The sequence below is a fragment of the Bryocella sp. genome, assembly GCF_058498515.1.
Map to the genome: position 1 here is coordinate 87,257 of NZ_JBMHYI010000070.1, position 25,262 is coordinate 112,518.

At 58.7% G+C, this 25,262-nt stretch carries 20 protein-coding genes and 1 tRNA gene; 13 read left to right on the top strand and 8 right to left on the bottom strand.

Annotated elements, in window-relative coordinates; all coding sequences use genetic code 11:
• The first annotated feature begins 11 nt into the window (after positions 1-11).
• From AC5E6W_RS20580 to AC5E6W_RS20600, 5 genes are all read left to right on the top strand, one after another.
• Entirely contained in the window at positions 12-1,880 is a 1,869-nt protein-coding gene (locus AC5E6W_RS20580) for an ABC transporter ATP-binding protein (protein ID WP_491754217.1), read from the top strand.
• 15 nt (positions 1,881-1,895) lie between these two features.
• Positions 1,896-2,444, top strand: coding sequence for a DUF1572 domain-containing protein (locus AC5E6W_RS20585; RefSeq protein ID WP_491754218.1), 549 nt, complete (start codon positions 1,896-1,898; stop codon positions 2,442-2,444).
• Between the two features lie 26 nt (positions 2,445-2,470).
• A complete protein-coding gene (gene gmk, locus AC5E6W_RS20590; RefSeq protein ID WP_491754219.1) occupies positions 2,471-3,172 on the top strand; it encodes a guanylate kinase in 702 nt (233 codons plus the stop codon).
• Between the two features lie 72 nt (positions 3,173-3,244).
• Positions 3,245-3,448 carry a DNA-directed RNA polymerase subunit omega gene (gene rpoZ, locus AC5E6W_RS20595; RefSeq protein WP_491754220.1) on the top strand — a complete coding sequence of 68 codons (204 nt, stop codon included), beginning with the start codon at positions 3,245-3,247 and terminating at the stop codon, positions 3,446-3,448.
• Positions 3,449-3,486: 38 nt separating this feature from the next.
• The gene (locus AC5E6W_RS20600) at positions 3,487-4,494 is read left to right on the top strand and encodes a uracil-DNA glycosylase (protein WP_491754221.1); all 1,008 of its coding nucleotides are present in this window, start codon (positions 3,487-3,489) and stop codon (positions 4,492-4,494) included.
• An 80-nt stretch (positions 4,495-4,574) separates the two neighbouring features.
• On the opposite strand, the gene AC5E6W_RS20605 is transcribed toward AC5E6W_RS20600, so the two are convergent.
• Positions 4,575-5,474: a DUF2076 domain-containing protein gene (locus AC5E6W_RS20605; protein WP_491754222.1), complete on the bottom strand. Its 900-nt coding sequence runs from the start codon at positions 5,472-5,474 to the stop codon at positions 4,575-4,577.
• A 246-nt stretch (positions 5,475-5,720) separates the two neighbouring features.
• Here AC5E6W_RS20605 and AC5E6W_RS20610 point away from each other — a divergent pair.
• The 3 genes from AC5E6W_RS20610 (at position 5,721) to AC5E6W_RS20620 (ending at position 8,966) form a co-directional block, all read left to right on the top strand.
• Positions 5,721-5,796 (top strand) — tRNA-Ala (locus AC5E6W_RS20610).
• A gap of 466 nt (positions 5,797-6,262) precedes the next feature.
• Positions 6,263-7,024 (top strand): sugar transferase, encoded by a 762-nt coding sequence (locus tag AC5E6W_RS20615; RefSeq protein WP_491754223.1) that lies wholly within the window; start codon positions 6,263-6,265, stop codon positions 7,022-7,024.
• A gap of 763 nt (positions 7,025-7,787) precedes the next feature.
• Complete coding sequence (locus tag AC5E6W_RS20620; protein WP_491754224.1) at positions 7,788-8,966, top strand: GumC family protein; 1,179 nt, start codon at positions 7,788-7,790, stop codon at positions 8,964-8,966.
• Here the strand turns inward: AC5E6W_RS20620 and AC5E6W_RS20625 are convergent.
• The 5 genes from AC5E6W_RS20625 to AC5E6W_RS20645 all read right to left on the bottom strand — a co-directional run bounded on the left by AC5E6W_RS20625 (position 8,928) and on the right by AC5E6W_RS20645 (position 14,854).
• A complete protein-coding gene (locus AC5E6W_RS20625) occupies positions 8,928-10,118 on the bottom strand; it encodes a hypothetical protein (RefSeq protein WP_491754225.1) in 1,191 nt (396 codons plus the stop codon). The genes AC5E6W_RS20620 and AC5E6W_RS20625 overlap by 39 nt on opposite strands.
• A 271-nt stretch (positions 10,119-10,389) precedes the next feature.
• A complete protein-coding gene (locus AC5E6W_RS20630; protein ID WP_491754226.1) occupies positions 10,390-11,202 on the bottom strand; it encodes a hypothetical protein in 813 nt (270 codons plus the stop codon).
• Positions 11,199-12,071 (bottom strand): glycosyltransferase family 2 protein, encoded by an 873-nt coding sequence (locus tag AC5E6W_RS20635; protein WP_491754227.1) that lies wholly within the window; start codon positions 12,069-12,071, stop codon positions 11,199-11,201. The genes AC5E6W_RS20630 and AC5E6W_RS20635 overlap by 4 nt, the downstream gene beginning before the upstream one ends.
• Before the next feature lie 10 nt (positions 12,072-12,081).
• The gene (locus tag AC5E6W_RS20640) at positions 12,082-13,539 is read right to left on the bottom strand and encodes an oligosaccharide flippase family protein (protein WP_491754228.1); all 1,458 of its coding nucleotides are present in this window, start codon (positions 13,537-13,539) and stop codon (positions 12,082-12,084) included.
• A gap of 76 nt (positions 13,540-13,615) precedes the next feature.
• Entirely contained in the window at positions 13,616-14,854 is a 1,239-nt protein-coding gene (locus AC5E6W_RS20645) for a glycosyltransferase family 4 protein (protein ID WP_491754229.1), read from the bottom strand.
• Between the two features lie 326 nt (positions 14,855-15,180).
• Here AC5E6W_RS20645 and AC5E6W_RS20650 point away from each other — a divergent pair, with 326 nt between their 5' ends.
• The 3 genes from AC5E6W_RS20650 to AC5E6W_RS20660 all read left to right on the top strand — a co-directional run bounded on the left by AC5E6W_RS20650 (position 15,181) and on the right by AC5E6W_RS20660 (position 20,746).
• Entirely contained in the window at positions 15,181-16,083 is a 903-nt protein-coding gene (locus tag AC5E6W_RS20650; RefSeq protein ID WP_491754230.1) for a glycosyltransferase family 2 protein, read from the top strand.
• Between the two features lie 174 nt (positions 16,084-16,257).
• The gene (locus AC5E6W_RS20655; protein ID WP_491754231.1) at positions 16,258-18,885 is read left to right on the top strand and encodes an SLBB domain-containing protein; all 2,628 of its coding nucleotides are present in this window, start codon (positions 16,258-16,260) and stop codon (positions 18,883-18,885) included.
• Positions 18,886-18,907: 22 nt separating this feature from the next.
• Positions 18,908-20,746: a capsule assembly Wzi family protein gene (locus tag AC5E6W_RS20660; RefSeq protein ID WP_491754232.1), complete on the top strand. Its 1,839-nt coding sequence runs from the start codon at positions 18,908-18,910 to the stop codon at positions 20,744-20,746.
• 167 nt (positions 20,747-20,913) lie between these two features.
• Here the strand turns inward: AC5E6W_RS20660 and AC5E6W_RS20665 are convergent, their stop codons facing one another.
• On the bottom strand, positions 20,914-21,876 hold the full coding sequence (locus tag AC5E6W_RS20665) for a glycosyltransferase family 2 protein (RefSeq protein WP_491754233.1): 963 nt from the start codon (positions 21,874-21,876) through the stop codon (positions 20,914-20,916).
• Positions 21,877-22,122: 246 nt separating this feature from the next.
• Positions 22,123-22,491, bottom strand: a complete 369-nt coding sequence (locus AC5E6W_RS20670) for a response regulator (protein WP_491754234.1) — start codon at positions 22,489-22,491, stop codon at positions 22,123-22,125.
• Positions 22,492-22,778: 287 nt separating this feature from the next.
• On the opposite strand from AC5E6W_RS20670, the gene AC5E6W_RS20675 reads away from it, so the two are divergent.
• Positions 22,779-24,134, top strand: coding sequence for a Gfo/Idh/MocA family protein (locus tag AC5E6W_RS20675; protein WP_491754235.1), 1,356 nt, complete (start codon positions 22,779-22,781; stop codon positions 24,132-24,134).
• Positions 24,127-25,218: a DUF6807 domain-containing protein gene (locus AC5E6W_RS20680; RefSeq protein ID WP_491754236.1), complete on the top strand. Its 1,092-nt coding sequence runs from the start codon at positions 24,127-24,129 to the stop codon at positions 25,216-25,218. Before AC5E6W_RS20675 ends, AC5E6W_RS20680 begins: the two co-directional genes overlap by 8 nt.
• Positions 25,219-25,262: the final 44 nt, after the last annotated feature.

The window sequence follows — 25,262 nt, forward strand, 5'->3', positions numbered from 1 at the left end:
GGTAGCCGAGCATGAAGCGCATTCTTCGCCTGTTGGGCTACATGCGTCCGTATGCGCTGTACACCGTGGGCGCGCTGCTGCTGATGGTGGTCTTCGCGGTGATGCAGGCGCTCCGCGTGATGCTCATCAAGCCGATCATCGACAACGTGCTGAGCGCGAAGGCCTCGCCGGACAAGGTGCTGGTGTTTCCCGTCCCGCACACGGACATCGTGCTCAACCTGCAGTTCCTCATTCCGCATCACTTCCATAACGCATGGACGGTGGTGGCGGTGGCGCTGGTGGGATCGGCGATCTTCAAGTCTGTGGCCGACTACCTGGGCACATTGCTGGCGAACAAGTCGGGCTTCGGGATGATTACGGACCTGCGCAATGCGCTCTATGAGTCGATCCTGAAACGCTCGTCGGCGTTTTTTCAGCAGCACTCATCGGGCACGCTGATCTCGACGCTCATCAACGATGTGGAGCGGGTGCAGACGGCGATGGCCACGGTGCTCATCGACTTCTTCCAGCAGTTCTTCACGATGCTGGTGCTGATCGGTGTGGTGATTGTTACGGGCGGTTGGCTGGCTGTAGTGCTGCTGTTGTTCGTGCCGATCATCATCGTGTCGTCGCGCAAGGTGGGCAAGAGTGTGCGCAAGACGACGCGCAGTGGGCAGGACAAGCTCGCCGAGATTCAGAACATTGTGCAGGAGACGATTACCGGCAACGGTATCGTGAAAGCCTTCGGCATGGAGGCGTGGGAGATGAAGCGCTTCCGCCGCGCGGCCGACAAGCTGCTGCGCGCGAACATGCGCTCGGTCTCGGTGCAGGCGATCAGCTCGCCGCTAATGGATGCGCTGGGAGCAGTGCTGCTGGCGCTGCTGCTGTGGCTGGGGCGCACGGTCGTGCTGAAGGGCGCGTCGGAAGGGACCTTCATCACGTTCCTCGGGGCTGTGATCATGCTCTACGATCCGGTTCGCCGCATGCCGAGCTACTACAACAGCTTTCAGCAGGCCGTTGGAGCGAGCGACGAGATCTTTCGGTTCATCGATGAGCAGGATGAGGTGCGGGAGCGCAAGGGCGCGGTGGTGATCAAGGGCTTCGAGAAGGCTGTGGAATTCCGCGGCGTGCACTTTGGCTACGACCGCCAGGGCGAGACGCGCGAGGTGCTGCATGGTATCAACCTGACCGTCAGGCGTGGAGAGGTGATTGCGTTGGTGGGGCCGAGCGGTGCGGGCAAGTCGACGCTGGTGAATTTGCTACCTCGCTTCTACGACGTGACGGGTGGCGAGATCCTGGTGGATGGACTGGATGTGCGGGAACTCACGCTGGCCTCGCTGCGTGCGCAGATCGGCAAGGTGACGCAGGAGACCGTGCTGTTCAATGACACGGTGCGCAACAACATTGCGTATGGGCAGCCGCAGGTATCGATGGACGCGGTGAAGGCGGCGGCGAAGGCTGCACTGGCGGATGTGTTCATCGACCGATTGCCTGATGGGTATGACTCGGTGATCGGGGAGCGGGGCACGCGGCTATCGGGCGGCGAGCGGCAGCGGCTGGCGATTGCGCGAGCGTTGTTGAAGGATGCTCCGATCTTGATCCTGGATGAAGCGACCTCGGCGCTGGATACGGAGAGCGAAGCGGCGGTGCAGGCGGCGCTCGCAAACCTGATGCAGGGGCGGACGACGCTGGTGATTGCGCATCGGCTGTCGACGGTCCGCCGGGCTGACCGCATTGCGGTGCTGGAACAGGGAATGATCACCGAGCTTGGATCGCACGAAGAACTGCTGGCGGCCAACGGGACGTATGCGAGGCTCTATCGCCTGCAGTTTGGTGCGGAGGCCGACGAGGTCGCTGCTCCGGAGCTTGCTGCCGGGGCGGGTGTCGAGGGAATCGCGTAGAGAGGAGCGGCACAGATGGCATTGAAGTTCACGCAGTCTTATCTCGAGGATTCCATCGAGCTGATGCGCTACTACAAGCGGCTGGCTGACGGCGCGCTGGCGCAGACGGCGGACCAGTACCTTTACGTTGTTCTCGATCCTGAGACGAACTCCATCGCGGTCATCATGAAGCATATGGCCGGGAATATGTGCTCCCGGTTTTCGGACTTTCTCACGACCGATGGCGAGAAGGCCACGCGGAATCGCGACGGTGAGTTCGAAGCTCCTCCGGCGACTCGCGAGGAGTTGCTGGCGATGTGGGAGCGGGGATGGGCCTGCGTGCTGGGGACGCTGGAGTCGCTGACGGAAGCGGACCTCGGCCGGACGGTGACGATTCGCGGCGAGGCGCATTCTGTGATGCAGGCGATCAACCGGCAGCTGGCCCACTATCCGCATCATGTGGGGCAGATCGTTTTGCTCGCAAAGCATTTTTCCGGGGAGAACTGGCGGTCGCTGAGCGTTCCTCGCGGCGGCTCGACGGAGTTCAATCAGCGGGTGGCTGCTGGCGAGCTCAGCCAGCGCTAGGCTCCGCTACACTATGTTCAAGCAAGATGGCTGGCCTTCTCTTCATCATTTCGGCTCCCAGCGGGAGCGGCAAGTCGACCCTCGTGAGCGAGGTGCGGCGACTTGTCTCCGGGCTGGAGTTCTCGGTTTCGTACACGACGCGCGCGCCGCGCGGCAGTGAGGAAGACGGGCGGGAATACCACTTCGTCTCTCGAGAGCGTTTCGAGGAGATGATTGCGAACGACGAGCTGTTCGAGTGGGCGCAGGTCTTCGGCAAGGATTACTACGGCACTGCCCGCTCCGCGTTGACGCATGCGGAGCAGCAGGGGCACGATCTGCTGCTGGACATCGACGTGCAGGGTGCCCTGCAGGTGATGGAGAAGATGCCGGAGGCGGTATCGATCTTCATCCTGCCTCCAAGTCCGCAGGTGCTGGAGCTGCGGCTGCGGAATCGCAGCCAGGCTGAGGGAGTGACGCAGGAAGAGGTCATCGAGCGGCGGCTCAATCAAGCACGCACGGAGCTGAGCCAGATCGAGCGCTACCGGTATGCGCTGGTGAATGACGTCCTGGACCAGGCTGCGAGTGAAATGCGTGCGATCGTGCTGACGGCTCGCGGCGAGGGCTCGGAGGAGGATGCTCACCTTGCCGAGGCTTGCCAGACAGATGCCGGGTCGGCACGATTGGGAGCTGCACTGGCGAGCTTTGGTGTGTCGGTGGGCGACGGGGTTGATGTCCTGAATCTGCGCTGATTCTCGAAATTCCCAAAAGGACTCTGTTCGCGTTCAGCGTTACTATGGACAGCAATCCCCGGAGGTCCCGAAATGCCCGAGAGTTCTTCTCTCTTTAACAAGTATTCGCTTGTCAAGGGCGCAGCTCGCCGTGCCCGTCAGCTTCAGTCCGGTGCGCCTTCTCTTGGTGTCTCGAAGTCGATGAAGGCCTGCCGCGTGGCGCAGGATGAGATCCGCGTCGGGAAGGTGACCTACACCGTGAACGCGACGAAGCCGATCTCCACAGGCGTTCTGTAGCTGTTCCCCGGCGGCTGGGCCTTAAGATAGAGATCGTTATGGGAGTCACACCCGCGCAGCAGCTGCGTGCGTACGTCGAGTACCTGCGCGAGCTTGGGCTGTACGATCTTTATCGCCGTGCCGAGCCGTCGATCGCGTTGAGTGACGCGATGCGTCAGGTGCTTGTGCCTGCGGCAACGTTGACCGCTGGGCGGGCCACAGTTCCTGCAGCTGGAATGCAGCGGTCTGCAGTGGCAAGCGTGCCTCAAGCCCCGGCTGCGCCTCGTTCCGCACCCTCCGCGCCTTCTCCGTTCGCACGATCCAACGCGGCCAACGCGCCGACTCCCTCCAGCCCATCGCAGCCACCTGTGGCTGCGGCCTCCACACCTTCAGCCTTTCCGGATCCGACGGAAGGCCTCGCCGCACCTATGCCCAAGCCGAAGTCTTTTGATGAGCTCGCTCCGCCGCTTGCGGAGAGCATTCCTCCTGCACACCGAGTCGCCGCTCTGGCTGCGATCCAGGCCGACATTGGCGATTGCACGCGCTGTCCGCTGGCCTATGGCGGGCGGCACAAAATTGTCTTCGCCGATGGCGACCCTAATGCGACGCTGATGTTCGTGGGCGAAGGCCCAGGCGCCGATGAGGATGCGCAGGGACTGCCGTTTGTGGGCAAGGCCGGCCAGTTGCTGAACAACATGATCACGGCGATGGGGATCGGCCGCGAGCTGGTGTACATCGCGAACATCGTGAAGTGCCGGCCGCCGGCGAACCGGACACCGGAGTATGTGGAGGCCACGACGTGCTCGCAATTCCTGCTGCGGCAGATCGATGTCGTGAAGCCGCAGGTAATCGTAGCGCTGGGGTCGACGGCCGCGACATACCTGCTGGGCGTGCGGCAGTCGTTGAGCTCGCTGAGGGGGAAGTGGTTCTCCTCGCGGGGAGCAAAGGTGGCTGTCACGTACCATCCCGCATTCCTGCTGCGCGATCCGCGCATGAAGGGGGAGGCGTGGAAGGATCTGCAGCGCGTGATGGGAGAGCTGGGGCTGAAACCGCCGATAAAGAAGTGAGGCAGAGGGTAGGGACTGGTTAGGAAGCAAAGGCGCGACTTTCGTCGCGCCTTTGCTGTTGGGAATCCTGAATTCAGAAGCTAGTTGGAGGAGTCGTCGTAGCCTCCACTATCGTCGCTCGATGAGTCGTCGAAGCCAGAGTCATCGTTCGAGCTGGTGTCGTCGAAGCCCTGTGCGTCGCCGGTATCGGTGTTGTCGCCGGTTGCGTCATTGGACGCGAAGCCACGGCGGTCCTCGATGTCGGGCGATAGATCCTGCCGGCTTGCATCGTTCGCGGCGTTGTAGAAGCTGGAGTCGTCACTGCCGGCTTCGCGGTGCTCGTGGGACTCGGGCCGATCATTGTCGTAGTAGTTGTTGTTGATGACCTCGGGGTGCTCGCCGTAGCCTCCGCCTTCATGGCCGAAGCCGCGGAACATGTCCTCCATGCCCTGAAAGACCAGTTCGCCAGCTGCGACGCCGGCAGCAGTCTGCAGCGCGCCACGCAGGAAGCCTCCGCCGCCCATACTGGCACCCAGGCCATAGCCCATCGGCTGGACTGGAACGGCCTGGACGTAACCTGACTGGCCATAGCCCTGCTGACCGTAGCCGGGCTGGCCATAGGGTGGAGGAGGCGGGGCAGGGTAGCCCGCGTTCACCGGCTGATAGCCCTGCGGCGACGCCTGCTGCTGCGGGGCGTCCGTGCCGAAGAGATGGCCGAGGAAGCTGCCGGATTTCTGGGGCTGCTGGGCCTGCGCGCGGGCCTGGTCGAGCTGCGTCTGCAGATCGTCCACCTGCTGCTGTGCTGCCTGGAGTTGCTGCTGGGCGTTCTGCAGGCCGTATTGCTGCACCAGGACAGTCTGCGAGAGAACGTATAGCGCATCGGGAACGCTGTCGAGGTTCTGGTGAAGATACTTGTCGGCGTCAACATCCTTGTCCGTGGCCGGAGTGGAACGGATGCGGCTGATGAGGCCATCGATGAGCTGTTGCTCCTGCGGGGTCATACAAGATCCTCCGTGTATCCAGAACGTGGGATGCAGCCGGAAAGTTCCGCGCTGTGCGCTCGAGTCCGATTCGCATCGCCAGGGATTGGACGCCTACGGGTCACCTTCGTTGCAGCGCGGGCCGCAGCGGCCGGCGTGGCCGTAGTTTCCTGAGGCGCAATTGGAGGGCTGGTAGATCTCTGGTAGACTGAGTCTCGAAGCAGGAAGGCTGCGCGCCAGTTTGGCGGGCCCGGACTGCGCTCTCGTGGGGCTGTAGCTCAGCTGGGAGAGCGCCTCGTTCGCAACGAGGAGGTCAGCGGTTCGATCCCGCTCAGCTCCACCAATATTTTATCTCCGGTCTATAGACACCAAAACTCGGTGTCTTTTAGAGCCTCTCCGCCGTCGAGATCCGACATTGGCGGTCAGCAAACAGTCCTATCCCGCTAGGCAAACCGTGCAAGGGGATTCGTGGTCAAGCCAGGGTCGCTTATCGCCTGGATCGTGGACAGACAGGTATAGAGACCTTGTCCATCGTGCTCAGTGGCCAGTGGAGCCGTTTGGAGATTTCGCGCCGCATGCGGTTCCCGTTTCTACCTTTTGTTTGCTATGAGATGTGTGAACGCTTTTCGTGAGGGCAACTTGTGCGCCGTCGCGGGGTTTTCGGTTTCAACGGTCTTTGCTACTGGGAGGGCCGTGGTAGATTTAACCAAACACCGCGTTTGATAAATCGAGACGTACGAACATCGGTTGTCTCGAGTCGTCTAGGATCAAACTCGTCTTCCACAGTCTTTCACTTCCGGGAGGAACGTGTGCTTCGTGGGCTTGTAGAGGCAAGATTTGCCCAGGCAAAGATTGAGCCGGCTTTTGGCGCGAATCAAAGGGCCGATGGTTTTGTTGATCCGGGCCAGGTACTTTCGCTGAATCTGGTGCGGTCCGCAAAGGCGAGGACCTCATCATTCGGGTACGAGTTCCTCAAGAGAGCGGTCGATGTGACTTGCTGCGTGGTGCTGATGCCGGCACTCTTACCCGTCCTTTTGGCACTGGCGCTTGCCGTTCGGTTGAGCTCTCCAGGACCCGTGTTCTATCGCGAGCAGCGAGTAGGCAGGGCTGGAAAGCTGTTCACTATTTTCAAGTTTCGTTCCATGTACACCAAGGAGCACCTGCGCGACGTTCTTCGGTATACGGAATGCGAAGTGATTCAGTTGCGGCGGCGCCAGGATCAGAAACACATCCACGATCCGCGCGTCACCTCTGTCGGGCGTTATCTTCGGAAGCTTAGCCTGGACGAACTTCCACAGCTCATCAATGTACTGCGCGGGGAGATGTCACTTGTGGGCCCGCGGCCTGTTGTTGTGGCCGAGTTGCAGCGCTACGGCGCCCGCGCGTACTTTTACAAACTGACGGTTCCGGGGGTGACAGGCCTCTGGCAGGTATCCGGCCGTAACGATGTCAGCTATGAGCACCGGGTGCAGCTGGATGTGGCGTATTGCAGCGAGTGGAGTCCGTGGCTAGACACGAAGATCTTCTTCCGGACTGTTCCGGCTGTGCTAAAGGGCAAGGGGGCGTACTAGCCGCAATCCTGAGCAATTGAGCACGAGGATTCATGAAAGTCCTGAAGACTGCGGTTGACGTCAACCCCGAAGACGTGTCGATGATGCTGGGGCGGAACCGGCGTGTCGCCATCGATTGCGATAGTAATTCGCGACAGGGCCGACACCCAGGGGTGCGGTCGTCGCTCAAAGTGTGTGTCCTCCCGAATACCGGATATCAATCGTTTCAAACGCGCGAATCGTTAGATTGGGTGGTCCCATTTGCGGAGTGAGCCGCATCATCGCATCCGGGAAGCGGTCTGCCTTCGATGAAGGGGATCTCCGTCCCTGCACGAGGCATCATTCCAAGCTCATTGTCGGCATGCGTTGCCTAGCGCTCGTGTGAAGACTTGACGACGCCCGAGCCGCGGAGGCGGAGATCAGCCCCGGTCGAGCTGCTCTTGGGTTGATCGAGGTAGTCAGTTCTTCTGCCGCATCAACTCTTCCTGGGTTCGAGCCAGCTACAGTCGGGGCCGTTGCGTGCGACGCGGGCGTGCAGGATTGGACTGAACTGTGCCAAGCAGCGAACAGGCGAATCTTCCCGGTCGGGGCCAATCCAGCCTTTCCGAGAGACGATCCGCTACCATCCATAAGGGAGCTTGGGCCGACTATCGTCGAAGGAAGCTCCAAGTGGAGAGATCACTAGGACAGGGTCTATTCGGATTGTGTTAAGGGCAGCATGATGATTACTTCAATAAGGTTGGATGGAATGGGAATGGCACCAGTGAGAGACGAGCGCTTCAGCATGGATCTACTGGACTTGCTGCTGGCGATAGCGCTACGAAAACGAATGATCGGAGCTTGGATTCTGGGTGCAGGGGCTGTCGCTACAATTATGGTGCTGTTGTTGAGAAATAGCTATTCCTCGACGGCGGTCATTCTTCCGCCACACCAGGACGCGTCGATGAGCATGCTGCTCTCTGGCCAGATGGGGGCTTTGTCTTCGCTGAGCGGTATGGGAGGCCTTGCGTCGGGTGGTCTGAGTCTAAAAAATCCAAACGATATCTACGTCGGACTGCTGGAGTCGAGAACAGTCACGAGTTATCTCGTTGACCGATTTGACCTCCGGAGGGTATTTAAGTCGAAGACTATAGAAGACGCACTGAAGTCGTTGGCTTCGCACACCATAATCGAGGTGGGCAAGGACAACCTGATTCGAGTCACTGTGACAACGCATGACGCGGTGTTCTCGAGCCAGTTGGCAAATGCGTATGTTGAGCAGTTACACGACCTGAACACCAAGCTCGCGCTCACCGACTCGTCGCAGCGGAGAATGTTTTACGAGCAGCAGCTTGACGAAGAGCAGGAGAAACTAGCTGAGGCAGAGACGGCCCTTCGTGATGTGCAGCAGAAGACTGGAATGATGCAACCTGCGGGACAGGCGGATATGATATCCCGCAACATTGCGACGATCCGCGCCCAGCTTACAGGCCGGCTAGCCGCGCTTCAATCAATCCGTGCCTTCGCTTCGGAGAGTAATCCCGACTATATCCGGGCGAAGCAGCAAGTGGACTCGCTCCTGGAGCAATTACGCCAGGCCGAAGACAGTCAAAGGAAGATGGAGCCTGGGGATATCGAGGTTCCCACATCGAAGTTACCCAACGTCACGCTCGAGTACACACGCACGTATCGCCAAGTGAAGCTGCATGAGGCTGTGTATGAGGCACTCGTCAGGCAATTTGAAGCTGCCAAGCTCGATGAAGCGAAGACCGCACCCATGATCCAGATCGTCGATATGGCGGTGCCGGCGGAAAAGAGATCGGGACCGTTCCGGTCACTCATTGTGCTTGCAGCGATGTTGATTGCTTTCTTTTTTGCCAGTGCATGGACGGTCGTCTCGCACGGATTTCGAATGATCGAGCACGATGAAACGACCGCTGCGAAGCTACAGCGGCTGCGGAGAGAGCTCAGGATAGGGAACTAGACCAGAGATAGCTTCTTCACCTGTAGTGGCGCGTACTAGCATGGCGAGGAGGAACACCAGACTGAACGCGGAGATGGACGTGTTGTAGAAGTAGACGGCGAGGAACGTGCTCCAGAATGCCGCGATCGCAATGGCGAACGGCGAGCCGGAGGTGCATGCGCGTTCGTAGACCCAGATCCAAATCTTCCACTGCAACCAAAAGATCAGGATGACTCCCACGAGCCCGACCTGCATGAGGACGGCGAGGAATTCACTGTCGATCGGAAACAGGACGTCGTTGGAAGCGTTCGTGTTCTGGATGATGCCCATGCCGAACAGTTGCTGGACGTGTGTCGCTGCGCGATATGTATCAGTATAGTACTTCCATTCTGCGAGCCGCATGAGGGTCGACAGGTTCGAGGTGAGTGCCGAGTCGGAATCGCTCGAGGTGACGCCGGCCACCGCGATGATCATCGCAAGGATGAGGAATATAAACGGGGTATATCGGATCCACCGTCGCAGCGAGGGTCGTGATAGGCAGAAGACGACGACAAGACTGAAGAGGATCTGTGTGTAGCAGTTTCGCGTCAGCGTGGTGTAACAGGCAAGAATGGACCCAAGAAGCATCGCGAGATAATTCCCCGACCGGTTGCCATTGAGTAGACGGGCCGCCGCAAGTGCAGCGACGAGGCAGCAGAAGGTGCCATAGCCGAGTGCCGACGTAAAAAAGGAAAAGACCCGAACGCTTCCATCCACTGCTTCCCATGCGAGCACCTGGAAGCTGCCGTCTGTGCTTTCCGTGTGCAGAATTGGCCTGTGCGTCAGGTATTGGATGGCACCCATCAGGAAGCACACCCAGAAGATGGCACCAAGGACACGATAGGCCGAGGCTTCCGAGAGTTCGCCGGCCAAAAAGATTGCCAAAGGGGCCATCAAGAAGAGTGCGTAGTAGGCGTTGTAACCAATCAAGACATCGAGTGGAGAGACATTCTCGTGGTAGAAGAGAAACGGAACATCCGCTGCGAGATAGAATGCTGCTACAAGCCAGAGGAATAGGAACGGAGTTAGCCGGATCTTTGACCATTGCCACAGCGTCGAAATGAATAGGCTAGCGGCCAGCGCCACCTTGACCAGAACCGTCGGAAGAACCAGATGACCTCCGAGCAGCGTCATCTGTATCTGGGGTAGAAGCCCATCTATCATAGCCAGCATTCCGAGCCAGAAGCAAATCCAGGCCATAGATCGGCTAGTGAGCGAAAGATCGATGGGCGAAGGGGTTTTCACAATTTCCTGTTAGCGCTATGCGGTGGCGCAATGCGCTGAAGTCAGGATACCAAGAGCGCCACGATGGAGCGTCGTAAGAATCAGAGAGCAACGGAAAGCTCCAGCCTGCGCGTGATCTCCCCTCGGACGACAGCTCAAGGTTCGCCCCGGCGGGTACCTTCTAGATGTGAAAGCGGGGGTCCTGTCCGGGGAACAAGTTTGCAACCCACATGGCGGCTGTCTGTGCTCGCTTCTTCAATCTTTCAGCTGTCGTCATGCGGCGATAGCAAGCTCCTTCGGCTCCTTCATGTCGATATTGGACACCCATGTAAGTTCCACGAAGGCGGTGATGAACGCGCATATAGGCGTCCACGCGTTGCTCGAAGACGGGGCTCTGGTAGGAGAGAGGATAGCGCCAACTGATTGGTGTGCTGCAGCGATAGATCGGCAGCGCAAACTCCTCACGGCGCAGCAAGTAAAGCTGGTCGGAGAACCCATAGCCGAGCGCGAAATCGTCCGACCGTTCCCGCAGTTCACGCTGCAAGGTTGAGGGTATCCACTCAGGATTGGTTACTGCGACTCGAGCATCTTGCTGCATGAGAGCGAGCGAGGGTGTGATCCAATCCTGAGGCTCGGTGAGCCAGACATCGGTGTCGCAGTACAGCAGGTAGGGACTCCCTTGAAGGAAAACAGCGACCAGCGAACAGTCGGTGTAGTGCAGGGTTTGCGCGATGTCGGCGCGAGTAAGGCCAGCAGCCTGAAGAGCATCCTCCAGCCGATCTGCCACGAAGTGAATGTCCGTGATCTCTCCGCCTGCCCTTAGCTGCTCTGCCATGGCCAACGCCGCGTCGCGGTCATCGACGTTGTTGATGAGGACAACGATCCGTCGGAACGCGAACCGGTGCTGTGTGGTTCGCTCGCGGATGCACCCAGACCTGAGCACTTCACGGTAGGTGCGCTCGAAGACATTGATCACAAAGTCTACATCGGTCATGGCCGCGTGGCCTCTCTAGTTGAGTCTGTGACGGCCCTGGCGGCCTCGTCGTTATAGAGCTTCTGGATCTGTTCTCTCGTTCCCACCTCGTATAGCTCCTGCACGCGCGCCCAGATGGTTAACCGGTAGAAGCCCATCGCAAGAGAGACATATAGACCACGCCAACCGTCGCGGTATCCCTTCTTTCGAAGGTAGCGATTGAAGAACTCCCATCCCATCCTGAGTATCGTCTTGGCCAGGGTGTAGTTGGCTCGGGCGTCTGGCTTATGCGCTTCCATCTCGGTATACCTGCCGAACTTCATCAGGTAATTAGAGATGTCGACGTAATTAAAGTGCAGTATGGCACCATCCTGCGGGTAGGAAAGCCTCTTGAGGCGGCTTCCGGAAATTACTACGGGTTGCAGGTGTAGGAGTGGCGAAACCTCCACCGCTCCCTTCTTGAAGAAGCGGATCTGCCGATCATCGTTTGCGCCCATTAGGGCGCCGTGCATCGGCTTACCAAATAGATAGTTGAACCTTGGAAGCTCAACGACGTCTGCTTCGTCCTGGAGGGCAATTCGCAGAAGCGTCGAGCCTAGCTTGGGTGAGATAACCTCATCCGCGTCGAACATGAGGACCCAGTCTCCAGATGCCCGTGCAACTGCCTCGGGTCGTATGGGTTCCTGTCCGACAGCGGGCTCTACATGGATCACGACAGCACCAAATCGTTCCGCGATGCGGCTTGTGCCGTCGCTGCTGTCCATGTCATAGAAGATGATTTCGTCGACGAGCGGACGCACAGATTCCAACGCGTATTCGACCTTGTCGGCTTCATTGCGGGCGACGATGACGCCAGAGATCCTGGGTTTTTGGGGAGCTTTGCTCAGCATTGAAGGCGGATTAGGCATTTGCTCGGGTTCGCACGACCGCCAAGACTTGGCGAATATCTGCGCCGTGCCAATACAGCATACCGAAGCCGTACGCGGTGAATGCCACCAAGAAGGAGGCTGCGAGTGCTTGAATGGAGTGGATAGGATACATCCGTGTGGCCTGCCAGAGGATGAGGCCAATGATCGCAGCGAGAATCCATCCTGGGGCGGCACCGGGCAGGAGCGTGAGGTCCAGCTTGCGCTTTGCGATCCAGAACAGTGCGAGATTCGATAGCTGTACGCAGACGTTTGCCCATGCGAGCCCCGCGGCCCCCATTCGAAAGACGAGCGGAACGCCAATTGCCCAGGTCAGCGCCACCCAGAGCACGGTAAATCCAAAGGCGATACGGGAAAATCCGAGAGCATTCAGTAATCCCAGCAATGGGGTCGCGGTGGGCGAGAACAGATTCGTCATCCAGAAGAGCACATAGAGCGGTATCGCAGTGTACCATTTTTCTCCGTATACGATGCCCGTGATGGGATAGATTAGCGCGAGTGTGAAGACAGCAATAGGCGCGGCCACTGCGTTCGTTGCTAGGACCACCTTTTCCACGAAGCGAGCCAACGCGGCGGGTTGATGCAGCAGACGGGCGAACACTGGCATATAGACGCGCTGCAGGATCATCAGCGACAACACTGGATAACTCGCTAGCATACTGGCCCAACTGGTATAGCCTACGCTGGCAGCACCTAGTAGCAGGCCCAGCAGCAGTGGGGCGATTGCGTCTTTGATCAGAGAGAGGATCTGAGAAAACTGGTAGTAGATACCAAACGAGAGATGCTTCCGCACCATGGCGACGTTCCAATGCCAGCGGGGCTTCCAGGGCTCGATTATGTAGATCGCAATGACTCCGGTGAGTGCGCGTGCGATCAGTGCGACGGCGAAGGACAAACCTCCGAGACCTTTCCAGGCCAAACCGACAGCGGCAAGGTTGAAGATGACCGCCTGCCAGACCTCTGCGACGGCAAGTTTGGAGAATGCGAGCTCCCGCTCCAGCTTGATCTGCGGAATGACACCGAACGAGGTAACGAACAGGGACACTGCCGCCAACCAGAATAGCCAAACATAAGAGCTTTGCAGATGATAGATTCTCGTAAGCTGTGGCGACAGGACAACAAGAATGCAGGTGATAACGCAGAGTACGACCTGCTGCGCGAAGAAGACGGCTGAATACTCTTCCTCTGTGGGGGGGGCCACAGAACGGATCAGATTGCTCGCAAGTCCAGTTCCTCCAAATGTCCCGAGGAACGCAATGAGGAAGATCACCACGGCATAAACGCCAAAGTCCGTGGGCGAAAGTAGCCGCGCTAGCATGATGTTGCCGAGCAGGTTGAGGCCATGAACCAGAACCTGGCGACCGCCGAGCACAAGTATCCCGAAAGCGGCTTTCGCTGCCACTTCGCGAGGCTTCGGGAGTTTCTGACGCATTCTAAGACCTTACCTTGACAGGCGACTCCATCGCAGGTTGCGATGGAGGAAAAGCAACAGGAGTGGAGACCGGGTTTCAGGGAAGATTCCAGAAGCGTCTCAACGCTTCATCCAATGCGCACGCCATACGTTGACGGCTGAATGAGCAAGCATGGTTTCGTGCCCTTTCGAGCACATCTTGGGTAATGTTCGGCAGCGCGTCGAACGCCGTCTGCCATGAGCTGCTCTTCGTTGGAGCGATATACAGGGCGTGTTCTCCGTAGAGTTCACGAAAGACCGGGATGTCGGAAACGATGACCGGTCTTGCATGCGCCATGGCTTCCAAGGGGGGAATGCCGAAGCCCTCCATGATGGACGGTGCGACGAGGGCTGTGCAATTCGCATAGAGATGGCGCAAATCTTCTGCTGACACGTTCTCCAAGAATTGGACCTGGGATGCAATCCCGAGGCTGTGCGCTTGGGTGGCTAGATGATCTCGATATTGACCCGCACCAGCAACAATCTTTAGTCGGTATCGTCGCGACCAATGCTTGTGCTGATGCAGAAGCGATTCGATGTTCTTGTGTGGCCAGGAGGCCCCGACGGCCAGGAGGTATGGGGATTTTGGGTCGGTTTGTGCGCCAAATCCGGGGTTCTCCAGTGGTTCTTCTGGCGCGGAGATCACATTTGGCACTACGGCGATCCGGTCAACGGAGATGCCGTAGACTTCCGCAATGAGGTTGCGGCTGGTCTCGGAGACGGTGATGATTCCGTCACAGCGCCTCAACGCCTTCGGCAGCACCTTCTGGAAGTAGAAGCCCTGCATCGGGTTATCAGGGTAAAAATACGGCCTGAGATCGTGTACCGTCACGATCTGCGCACCTCGGCCTGGCAGTACATGGTGCGTAGTGCAAAACACGCGCTGCGTCGACGCTATCGGAAATCGAAAGCGGCTGTATGCGAGCCAGCGCAGCGGGCGGAGCCATGAGATGTTGGAAGCTCCTGCGAGTGACGTGGGAGTGCGAAAGACTTCAGCTCCGCGGGGTGCTTCCATACCTGTGGGTAGGACAACCTTCACCGCGTAACCGAGGAGAACCAGCGCCGATATGACTTCTTCAGAGAACGTGCGGAGACCCCCTTGAAGAGTAATGCGGCTGCAATTGAGGGTAATCTTCGGTTCTTTCGAGTTCGGCGCAAGTGTCATACTGTCGAGATTGGCTCCGATATCTAGAGCGGCATTCCCGCCGCGATCCGGAGGAAGGCAACGGGGATGAGTGATGAAGCCGGCATGGGAAGGTGTGCTTCTCAAGATTCTTCGTTCAGAAAAGGTTGCCACATTCGAGGTTATCACCGGTGCGCCTGCGCTCAATCGCGCTTGAGACACTTTCGTCGCGATGTAAACGGCAGGGTTGACTCCCTTGAGAGAGGATTTACACTGAGTCGACGTGGGTTCATAACGGTTGAATCTTTTTGGATGCGCCGGCGATATTTGCCGGTTTCATTTCGCGATCGGGGTGCCCGGGGCCGACATGGAAGAAATGCGGGTCGTAAGGCAGGATCGGTTCTCATCTCGGTCAGGGTTGATCACTAGCGGATTCCTGATTTCGGAAACCGGTTAAGACGCGATGTTTCAGACGCGACCACAGGTGTAAATTGCAAAGCGTGGAACTCCTCGAGAATTTTGGGCGCGGCAAGGTGGGTATAGCGACCGTGCTCTTCGAGAGTGGACGGGTTCTTCCGGATTTTCTCGAGTCGCTGCGGAATCAAACGTATACCAACTGGATGGTGTACGCCGTAGATAACGCCTCCTCTGATGATTGCGCTGAGATGTGCCGCGCGGAAGGGGAACGTTTTGTAGTCACCCGAAACGACTCGAATACAGGGTTTGCATGGGCTACGAATCAAGGGATCCGGCAGGCCATTGAGGGGGGCTGCGAGTATGTTCTCCTGTTGAACAACGATGTGCTGTTTCGGGAGGATTTCCTGACGGAGCTGTTATCGGGATTGCGGCGCACCGGAGCCGATCTGGTGGCACCCCTCACTTATTACTTCGATGATCCCAATGTGATCTGGGCAGCCGGGGGGAAGCTCCAGAGGCTACTCGGAAACCGCCCCGTTCATCTGGGGCAGGACGAAGTGGACTGCCGTCAGTTCTCCTCGGACCGTCCGATTGAGTTTGCTCCGGGATCTGCGATTCTGGTGAAGCGTGAGGTATTTGTTCGTGTCGGTCTGTTGGACGAGGTCTACTTCACCTACTGGGAAGACACGGATTTTGCTCTCAGGACATTTCGGGCTGGCCTAAGAACATTTCTCATTCCATCAGCGAAGATGTGGCATAAGGTCAGCAGCCTGGCAGGAAAAGGCTCCGCGTTTCAGCGATATTATGCGGTGCGGAACCATGCGCTCTATATTCGAAAGCACTGCACTCCGTTTGCGGCGGCGATGTTGAGTTTCATCTACCTGAGCGTCTATCGAACTACAGCCCTGCTGGGAATCGGAGATCCAGCACGAGTCCGGCACTGGAACGAGGGCTTGCGTTTAGGGGCGGGCAGAAGGAATGTTTAGGGTGTAACTCTCCGCCCCCGCGTCTGTTATGAGAACCCGAGTTTAGAGTCACCGAGAACAATGAGCCACTTGATGCAACCTCACTGCCACGTACGACTTCTCAACGAAGATCGATCAACTGGAACTGGACGGCATTCACGGCGCCTTTCCGCAGGCCGAATCGTGTCGATAGGTGTGCTCAGTGCCGCAAGCGTGATGGCGCTTGCGGTTCAGGGGCAGGTTGTCAATCCTCAGATCGACCCGCAGACCGGCTGGGGAGATACGGATCCTTCCCAGACGTCCAAGACAGCCCTGGGGGATGCTCTGGACGGGGACCAAATGGGAGTTTCATCTTGCGCTGCCTATCCGAGCACAGAGCAAGAACAGTGCAACGCAGGCGCAGGTAAGGGAGTCACCAACGGGCGGGTGCCTGTGTATACAGATAGAGCAGGAATCAGGCAGAACAGTGCGGATTCGGCGCGGCGCGGCGCCTCCGACGGTCGGGTGCAGCTGCAGGAACGGGAGTATAGCGATTTTCAGCGGCTCACACAGGTCAATACCGGAGATTTGCTGCGAGTGTACGGGAGTGATCTTTTCCTTCGCCCACCCTCAACGTTTGCACCCGTAGATCGAATTCCCGCCAGCAACGAATACGTTATTGGCCCGGGCGACGAGATCCTTCTTCGGATGTCCGGAGCTCAGAATCTCAATACCGCCCTCACAGTGGATCGCGCGGGCACCATTTACCTACCGCAGGTCGGAGCTGTGCAGGTTGCAGGCCTGCGCTATGACCAATTGCAGAAGCATCTGGAAACCGAAATTGGGCGCATCTTCCGGAACTTCTCGATCTCAGTGAACCTTGGTCAGCTGCGACCGATCCAAGTCTACGTTGTGGGGGAGGCCCGGCAGCCCGGCTCCTATACCGTAGGAGCCTTCAGCTCGCTTCTAAGCGCTCTATTTGCTTCCGGTGGTCCGAATATCCGTGGCTCCTTGCGGCAGGTTCAGCTGTTGCGCGGTGGCCGCATCGTAACGGAGCTTGATCTTTACGATTTCATCCTGCATGGCGACAAGAGCAAAGACGTTCGTCTTGAGCAAGGGGATGTCATCGCGATCCCGCCACACGGCCCGCAGGTGGCGCTTGCAGGAAAGGTGTTGCATCCTGCGATCTATGAGCTTCGTGGTACGACAACGGCGGGCGATTTGCTGTCCTACGCCGGAGGATTGCTTTCCGTCGCAGACAGGGGGCATTTGACACTGGAACGCATTGGCAAAAGCCAACAACGTACCGAAGCCGTTCTCTCTCTGGACGATGCAACGAAGGCAATGCCTCTTGAGGACGGGGACATTCTCTTGGTAAACAGCGCGTCGCTCGGGTTTCAGAACACGGTGACGGTCCGTGGGAATCTAATGAACCCGGGACGATTTGCCTGGAAGCCGGGCATGAGACTGACCGACATCATTCCGGACCGGATGTCATTACTAACCAGCGATTATTGGAAGCAGCGAAACTCGCTCGGCGCCCCGTCGCCTCTATTTGAGCCATTGGCGGACCAACGCAATGGGTTGTCTTCGCCTGGTGTCAGTGCACCGGGTGCAGTCTCCGGTACACAGACGACGGCGAATTTTCCCAGCACACGCCCTCAGTCTGTGGAGCCGGTGCCGCAGCAGTCGACTTCAGGCTCGCAAGCTCTTCTGGACGAAAGCGCTGAACAGAGACGCATGGGAGCAACTGCAAGGTCCCTCGCGACTCAAAGTGCGCAACTGGCAGGAGCCGGATTGGCCAATGACGACAACCCCCAGGATCAGACGATCAGTCCACAGGATCCCAATACTCCGCTGTTGAAGAACTTTCATCGAGTGCAAATCCCAGTACCTGAGATTGACTGGTCGTATGCCGTGATCGAGCGTTTGAATCCGGAAACATTGAAGAGTGTTCTGATCCCATTCAATCTGGGGAAACTCGTGATGGACCATGATCCTACCCAGAATCTCGAACTGCAGCCCGGCGACATCGTCACGATTCTTTCTCAGGCCGATATCCCTGTTTCCGTCGCCGAGCAGACTAAATTTGTGCGGCTAGAAGGCGAATTTGGGAGTGCCGGTGTCTATAGCGTCAAGCCCGGGGAGACCCTCGCGGACCTAGTAAGGCGCGCCGGGGGAATTTCATCGAATGCATACCTCTATGGAAGCAGCTTTATCCGTGAGTCTGCTCGGATCGCTCAGCAGCAGCGGCTAAATGAGTACATCGCTCAGGTCTCCAAGGAGATCACGCGGAGTGCAATCGAGCTGTCGGTGAACGAGACCAGCGGCTCTGCGGCTACGGGGTCCAACGTTCAACAGGAGCAGCAACTGATCGACCAGTTGCGGAAGCAGAGGGCGACGGGACGGATCGTACTCGAATTCAAACCAGAGAGTGCCTCGGTGGACTCGATACCTGCGATCCCGCTGGAGAATGGCGATGTCTTCCGCATACCTCCGCGGCCCCTCACCGTTAGTGTGCTCGGTTCCGTCTACGGACAGAACATTTTCCTCTACAATCCTGATCGCAAACTCGTGGATTATGTTGATCTCGCTGGAAAGCCGAACCGAATCGCCGATTCGAAGCACGCGTTCATCATCCGGGCCGACGGTTCGGTCTACAGCCGAGCCCTGGCGCAGGGAACGTTCTCGAACCGTTTCGATTCGGCGAAGATTTACCCCGGGGACGCCATCGTGATTCCAGAGAAGCCGATCAAACCGAGCGGTCTGCGCATGATTCTTGATTACAGTCAGATTTTCTCCTCGCTCGGCCTGACCGCGGCGGCTATCAGTGCGCTCAAGTAAGCGATTCGCGGCCTCGGTCGTATTGCTGTCTGCGGTGCTGGGAGGGCTACGCCTCTATGCCCAGGATGGTACGTTCCCGGACGCGCCTGAGGTGAGCCTGGGGCACGAACCTATAGGCGCGCCCTGGGTGGATTCACCACCGCGGCAGACGGCGGTTTCCAAGGCGCAATCGGCCTCCGGGACACAGACCGCTTCTCCAAGTGCCTCTCGGGATAACGAGAAGGCATCGGTTGATTCCGATCGGAGCGGATCGTCTTATGTCCCGATGGACAGCTGGGTCTACCCGACGCTCGAGCGTCTGGCCGCGCTCGGTCTTATCCCATCGCAGGGTCTGTCCATTCGGCCGTGGACACGGCAGGAGTGCCGGCGCCAAGTGCGTGAGGTCGAAGATCAGCTGCATGGCTTTGGGAGCCTTGACGAGACCACGCGGCCAGGAATTCGCACTGAGGCCGAGCGCTTATTGCCCGACCTGGAAAACTATCTGGTAGAACCCGATGACAGCGCTCAGGTAGTGCTTGAGTCAGCGTACGCACGCTTCGGATCGATTGTTGGCCCTGCATTGATGGACGGGTTCCACTTCGGCCAGACGTGGTGGAACGACTTTGGCAGACCGCTTGGTCGTGGTGGCAGCCTGATTGCGGGATACGCGGTGCGCTGGTCCTCAGGACGTTTTTTCGTCTACGACCGGCAGGAACTGCAGACGGATCCTGGATTACCGGCTGTAACGCAGCAACAGTCCAATTTCATAAGCCAGCTGGATAACACGCCCTTCGGATCTACTCCGCCGGGATTCTCGGTGGTCGCCCCGGCGCAGCCCGCGTATGTCAGGCAGCGACCACTGGACCTTTATGCGGGGATCGCGTTTGCTGGCAACGAACTCAGCTTCGGCAAGCAGGAGATCTACTGGGGCCCTACGACCATGGGACCGTTCGCGTTCTCCAGCAATGCGGAGCCCACATACAATTTGCAGTTCGTGTCGGCCCGACCGCACAGCATTCCATTCTTTCCATCCCTAGGCAGCTATCGCTTTGACTTCGTGGCGGGAAAGCTCTCCGGACAGCATTACCCGAACCGGCCATACTTCAACGGTGGCAAGGTCGAGTTGATCTTCGGACAACACGTGGAGGTAAGCTTCACGCGCTGGTCGATCTTTCTTGGGCAAGGCCATCCGATGACGATCGGCGCGGTCTACCATAACCTCTTCAGTAGCAACTCGACGGGCACGGGTGCGTACGGAGATCGTACTGATCCCGGCGACCGGAAGAGCGACTTCGATTTCCGGCTTCATGTTCCGGGACTTCGTGACCTGCTGACGATCTATGCGGATGCCTATGCAGACGATGAGGTGAATCCCATCGATGCTCCGCGTCGCGTCGCCTGGAACCCTGGCATGTATCTTGCGCGGCTGCCATGGCAGCCGCACATGGACTTCCGCTTCGAGATGACGAGTTCTGAGGAACTGGCGCGGGATGAGGGAGGCACGCGCTTCTTCATAAATAATCAGTACCGCAACGGAAATACGAACAAGGGGTTCCTGCTCGGAAACGCTACGGGGCGGGATGCCAGAGCCTTCGAGGGGCGTCTCGGATACTGGGTGTCACCGCGGACGCGTCTGGAGGTGGGCTACCGACAAAGCAAGATCAGCGAGAACTTTCTTCTTGGAGGCGGGACGGTCTCAGATGGATTTGTAAAGGCATCCTGGGCTTTCCGCAAGGATTGGACCGCTGACGTCTTTGGTCAGTACGAGAGATTCCTGATCCCATCCATGACAGTGGGCGGACAAGATAACGGAAGTGCGCGCCTGCAGATCACATGGACGCCGCGGGCGCTGACAATCAAACCGAAGAGTAAGACGTTTTAGGGCACGCCTGTGAGCGATTACTTCGTGTGTTGAAGACTGCACGGGAGTGAACGATCGGGACAGTTAGCCGGGCGGATTGCAGCCGTGGCATTCCATGAGGGAAGCCTTCGTGGGGGATCGGTCGGCACCTGCCCGACTTACACGCGACCCTGATCCGCAGCCCGGACCTATGACTGTAGGTTTTTGTTCCCGGAGAGTTTCCGCTTGATCGCCAAGGGGAGTTTCGACTCCATTCGGCCCAGTCGATAGGCCAAAAGCTTGGCGGCCGTGCGGACCAAAACCTCTGGGACCCGATATGGTGCGTATTTCGCGACGTACCTTAGCTCCGACTTCACGAAACGGGAACCTTCGCTGTTCGCTGTGCTGAAGGTCTCCAGCAGCCACATCTCTCTGTCGTGGAACATGCCAACGGTGAAGTAGCGGCGAAATTCCTCGACCACCGATAGAGGGTGGGAGTGAACGACGACCGCATCCGAGCAATATCTCAGCTTCCAGCCGGCCATCAGGAGCTTGGCTGCCACATACGCATCTTCGCCGAAGATCACGTGCCGGGGGAAGCCACCGACCTCTTGCAAAGCGCTGCGGCGATACACGGCGAAGCTGTTGGAGCAAAAGAACGACTTCATCCCATAACGCTTGCGGCTCTCGAAGTCCCGCTCATAGGATTGGCCCGGGTAGTTGAACGACCTCGCATGGCGTTCAATGGGATTCGCGTTCGCGCGGGGGAGTTGGCGGCCGAACGCTACGCCCACTCCTGGATCCGATAGGGCGCTGAAGAGATTCAGCGCCGACACCGGTGACGCCAGGATAGCATCCTGCGTCATGAAGAGCAGCGCTTCGGCATCCGGGAAATAGCCCCACGCCGATTGTCGGGTGGCGCCGTGATTGAAGTCAGCTTGCTGTATGCGCACGACTCTATAGCCGCTGTCGCGCGCCAGCGATTCGGTCCCATCCACCGAGGACGAGTCGATCACCAGGACCTGTTGGGGTGGAATGCCTTGAGACTCGATGGAAGTCTGCAGCGCAGCCCAATCGCCGGCGGCATTGCGAGTGGGAATTACGATTCCTTTTCCCGACCACTCCGAGTGGTGTGGCTGGAACCTAATATCTTGCTCCGCAGCTAGAAACATTTTGTTGCGCCTTACCACATAGTTTACGTCGCATCGATCCAGATGCACAAAGCGTCAAGCGACCTGCGATCTAGAACTCCTCATAGGATAAACGCACCGTATGTCTCAAGCGACACATCCCGCACTGTGGATCTGCTCGGCGTGTGGCACTTTTGAACGAAGACTGAGCTGGCGTCCGTGTCCCGCAGGAACGTCATGGAATGTGGACTGAACGCGGAATCCCAGAGCCTTGCCCGGGGGAACGTTTCAGGAGGCGGCTGGTAGGTCCAACATTTCCCGGACGCGCTGGCGCAGGGCACGGAGGGAGAACGGTTTCTGGAGGTGCGAGGCCATGCCTGTGGCGGGGTCGACCTCGACGGATTCCGCGCCGTAGCCTGTTGTGTACAGCACACGCACGTGGGGATGTAGCGCCCAGACGCGGTTGGCGAGCTCGGTACCGTTCAGACCGGGGAGCATCAGGTCGGTAATCAGCAGGTCCGGCCCGCCGGGGATCTGCGCGAGGATCTCCAAGGCTTGTTCGGCGTTACAGGCCTCGACCACTTCGAAGTCGGCGCTGCGCAGCGTGGAGGTCGCGAGTTCGCGAATGTCCGAGCTGTCTTCTACCAGTAGGATCATCTTGGGTTTTCCCGTCTTTTCTGAGGACGACGTCTCCGGGGACTTCATGCTCCCCTCCAGTCTAGTTGCGGCAGCCTAACAGGTTTCCTGGTGACGCAGGGAGCGTTAATGTGAAGGAAGATACCCCCTCTTGTCCCGAATCGACGAAGGCTCAGGACTTTGGATTGGGGACGACGGGACAGTTTCACTCGTGCAATACTGCTTGCGCTTTTGAAATGGCTGTCTGACCTGTTGCGGGAGACCTCTGGCAGGGCGGGGAAGCCTGTGCGCAGCGAGTGAGGAGTGCAATGAGCGAGACCAATCGCAGGGAGTTTCTGAAGGCGGGGGGAGCGGCGGCGGCCGTCACCGTCGCGGGCATGAGCGCAAAGAGTTACGCTGCGGTGCGTGGAGCGAACGATCGCGTGCGGACGGGTGTGGTGGGGTGCGGAGATCGCATGCGCGGCGGCGATATTCCGGCGTTCGTGGCGAGCCAGAAGGCGATGAACTTCGAGCTGGTGGCGGTGTCCGATATTTGGAAGCGTGCGCGTGAAGAGGGAGCGGCATACATCGAGAAAGTGAGCGGTAGCAAGGTCGATGTGGTGCGGAACAACGACGAGCTGTACGCGCGCAAGGATGTGGATGCGGTGCTGATCGCGACGGCAGACTTCCAGCACGCGCGGCACGGCATTGAAGCAGTCAAGGCGGGGCGCGACGCCTATGTGGAGAAGCCCACGGCGCACTTCATGGACGATGCGCGGGCCTTCCGCAAAGCGGTACACGAGAGCGGCAAGATTGTGCAGGTGGGAACGCAGCGCCGCTCAACGCCGAGCTACATGAAGGCGGCGGAGTACATCCAGAGCGGGAAGTTCGGCGACATCGTCATGGTGGAGATGAGCTGGAATGTGAACCAGCCGGGACGCTGGCGGAGGCCCGATGTGGTGCCGTTGTTGAAGGAAGAAGACACAGACTGGACCCGGTACTGCATGGGCCGGATCAAGGATAAGTTTGACGCGCGGAAGTACCTGGAGTTTCGGCTGTTCTGGCCCTATAGCTCCGGGATTCCAGACCAGTGGCTCGTTCACCAAATTGACACCGTGCATTGGTTTACTGGGTTGCCGCATCCACGCAGCGTGGTGGCGAACGGCGGTATTTACCACTGGAAGGACGGCCGGACGAACTGGGATACGATGACGGCGGTATTCGACTATGGCCCGCTGGACGACCTGACGAAGGGCTTCCAGGTGCAGTACACGTCGCGGTTTACGAACTCGGCCGGCGGGGTGAAGGAACTGTACTACTCCAATGCCGGCATGATCGACATGGACAAGCAGACGGTGACTCCGACAGGCGGGCTGACGAAGAAGTTCGCGGACGAGATGCACATGGAGCCCAACCTTCTGCCGACGATGTCGCTGGGTTCGGGGGACAAGGTGGAGACAGACGCGACGGGGGCGGCCGCAAAGGGCGATCCTCAGACGAACGCCAACATGCGCAACTGGATGGAGTGCGTGCGCAGTCGCAAGACGCCGAATGCGAGCATCGAGGCAGGGTATAGCCACTCGATCGCGCTGTGCATGAATGTGGCTGCGATTCAGACAGGGCAGAAGGTTACATTTGACGAGAAGACACAGCAGGTGATGGCGGGGGGCAAGGTTTATGCATAAGAACTGGGTGGCCGGCGCGTTGGGGTTCGCGCTGGCCGCGACCACGGTGGGCAGCGCGCATGCAGCGTTTCCTATTCTCAAAAAGAAGGGTGAGCCGGCGGAAAAGAAGGAGAGCGGGGTGCGCATCGTGAAGCGTGATGCGGATCGGCGCATCGACGTCATGATGGATGGCCACCTCTTCACGTCGTACCGCTGGCCGACCACGTTGATGAAGCCGGTACTGTACCCTCTGGTATCGGATGACGGGACCACGGTGACGCGCGGATTTCCGCTGGAGCCGAAGGATGACGAGCGCGTCGATCATCCGCATCACGCAGGGCTTTGGTTCAACTACGGCAACGCCGATGGGTTCGACTTCTGGAACAACTCCACGGCGATTCCGGAGGAGCAGAAGCCGAAGATGGGCACGGTCATCCCGGGCCGTGTGTCGCTGACGAAGAGCGGCACGGATAAGGGAGAGATCGTCGCGGATTCCGAATGGGAAGCCGGCGACGGCACCAGGCTTATGGAGCAGAAGACGAGGTACGTGTTCTGGGAGAAGAAAGGTGAGCGCGGCATTGACCTGTTCGTGACACTGCACGCGATCACCGATGTGACGTTCAACGACGACAAGGAGGGCCTGCTGGGCATTCGCGTAGCACGCTGGCTGGAGTCGCCGGAAGAGAAGGGTGGCATGTTCACCGATGCGACAGGACGTCCGACGCAGGTTGCTGCGGTGGACAACTCGCTGGCGACGGGCGTCTACCTGACGAGCGAGGGAGTGAAGGGCCCGAAGGTGTGGGGCACACGTGGCCGTTGGTGCTTGCTCACGGGTAGCACCGAGGGCAAGACGGAGACGATCGCCATCGTGGATCATCCGCAGAACCCTGGCTATCCGACGTACTGGCATGCTCGCGGCTATGGTCTGTTTGCTGCGAATCCGCTCGGTGTGAGCATCTTCGATACGAAGCAGCCGGCGTTCAAGTACTCCATCCCCAAAGGCAAGAACGCGACGTTCCGGTATAGAGTGATCATCTTCTCGCACGCGGCGACGCCGGGCGAGTTGAACGATGAGGCGGATACGTTCGCTGCAGTGAAGGAATAGTTCCAGGCACAAGACAAACAGCAAGCCGGCGGAGAGTGGTTGCT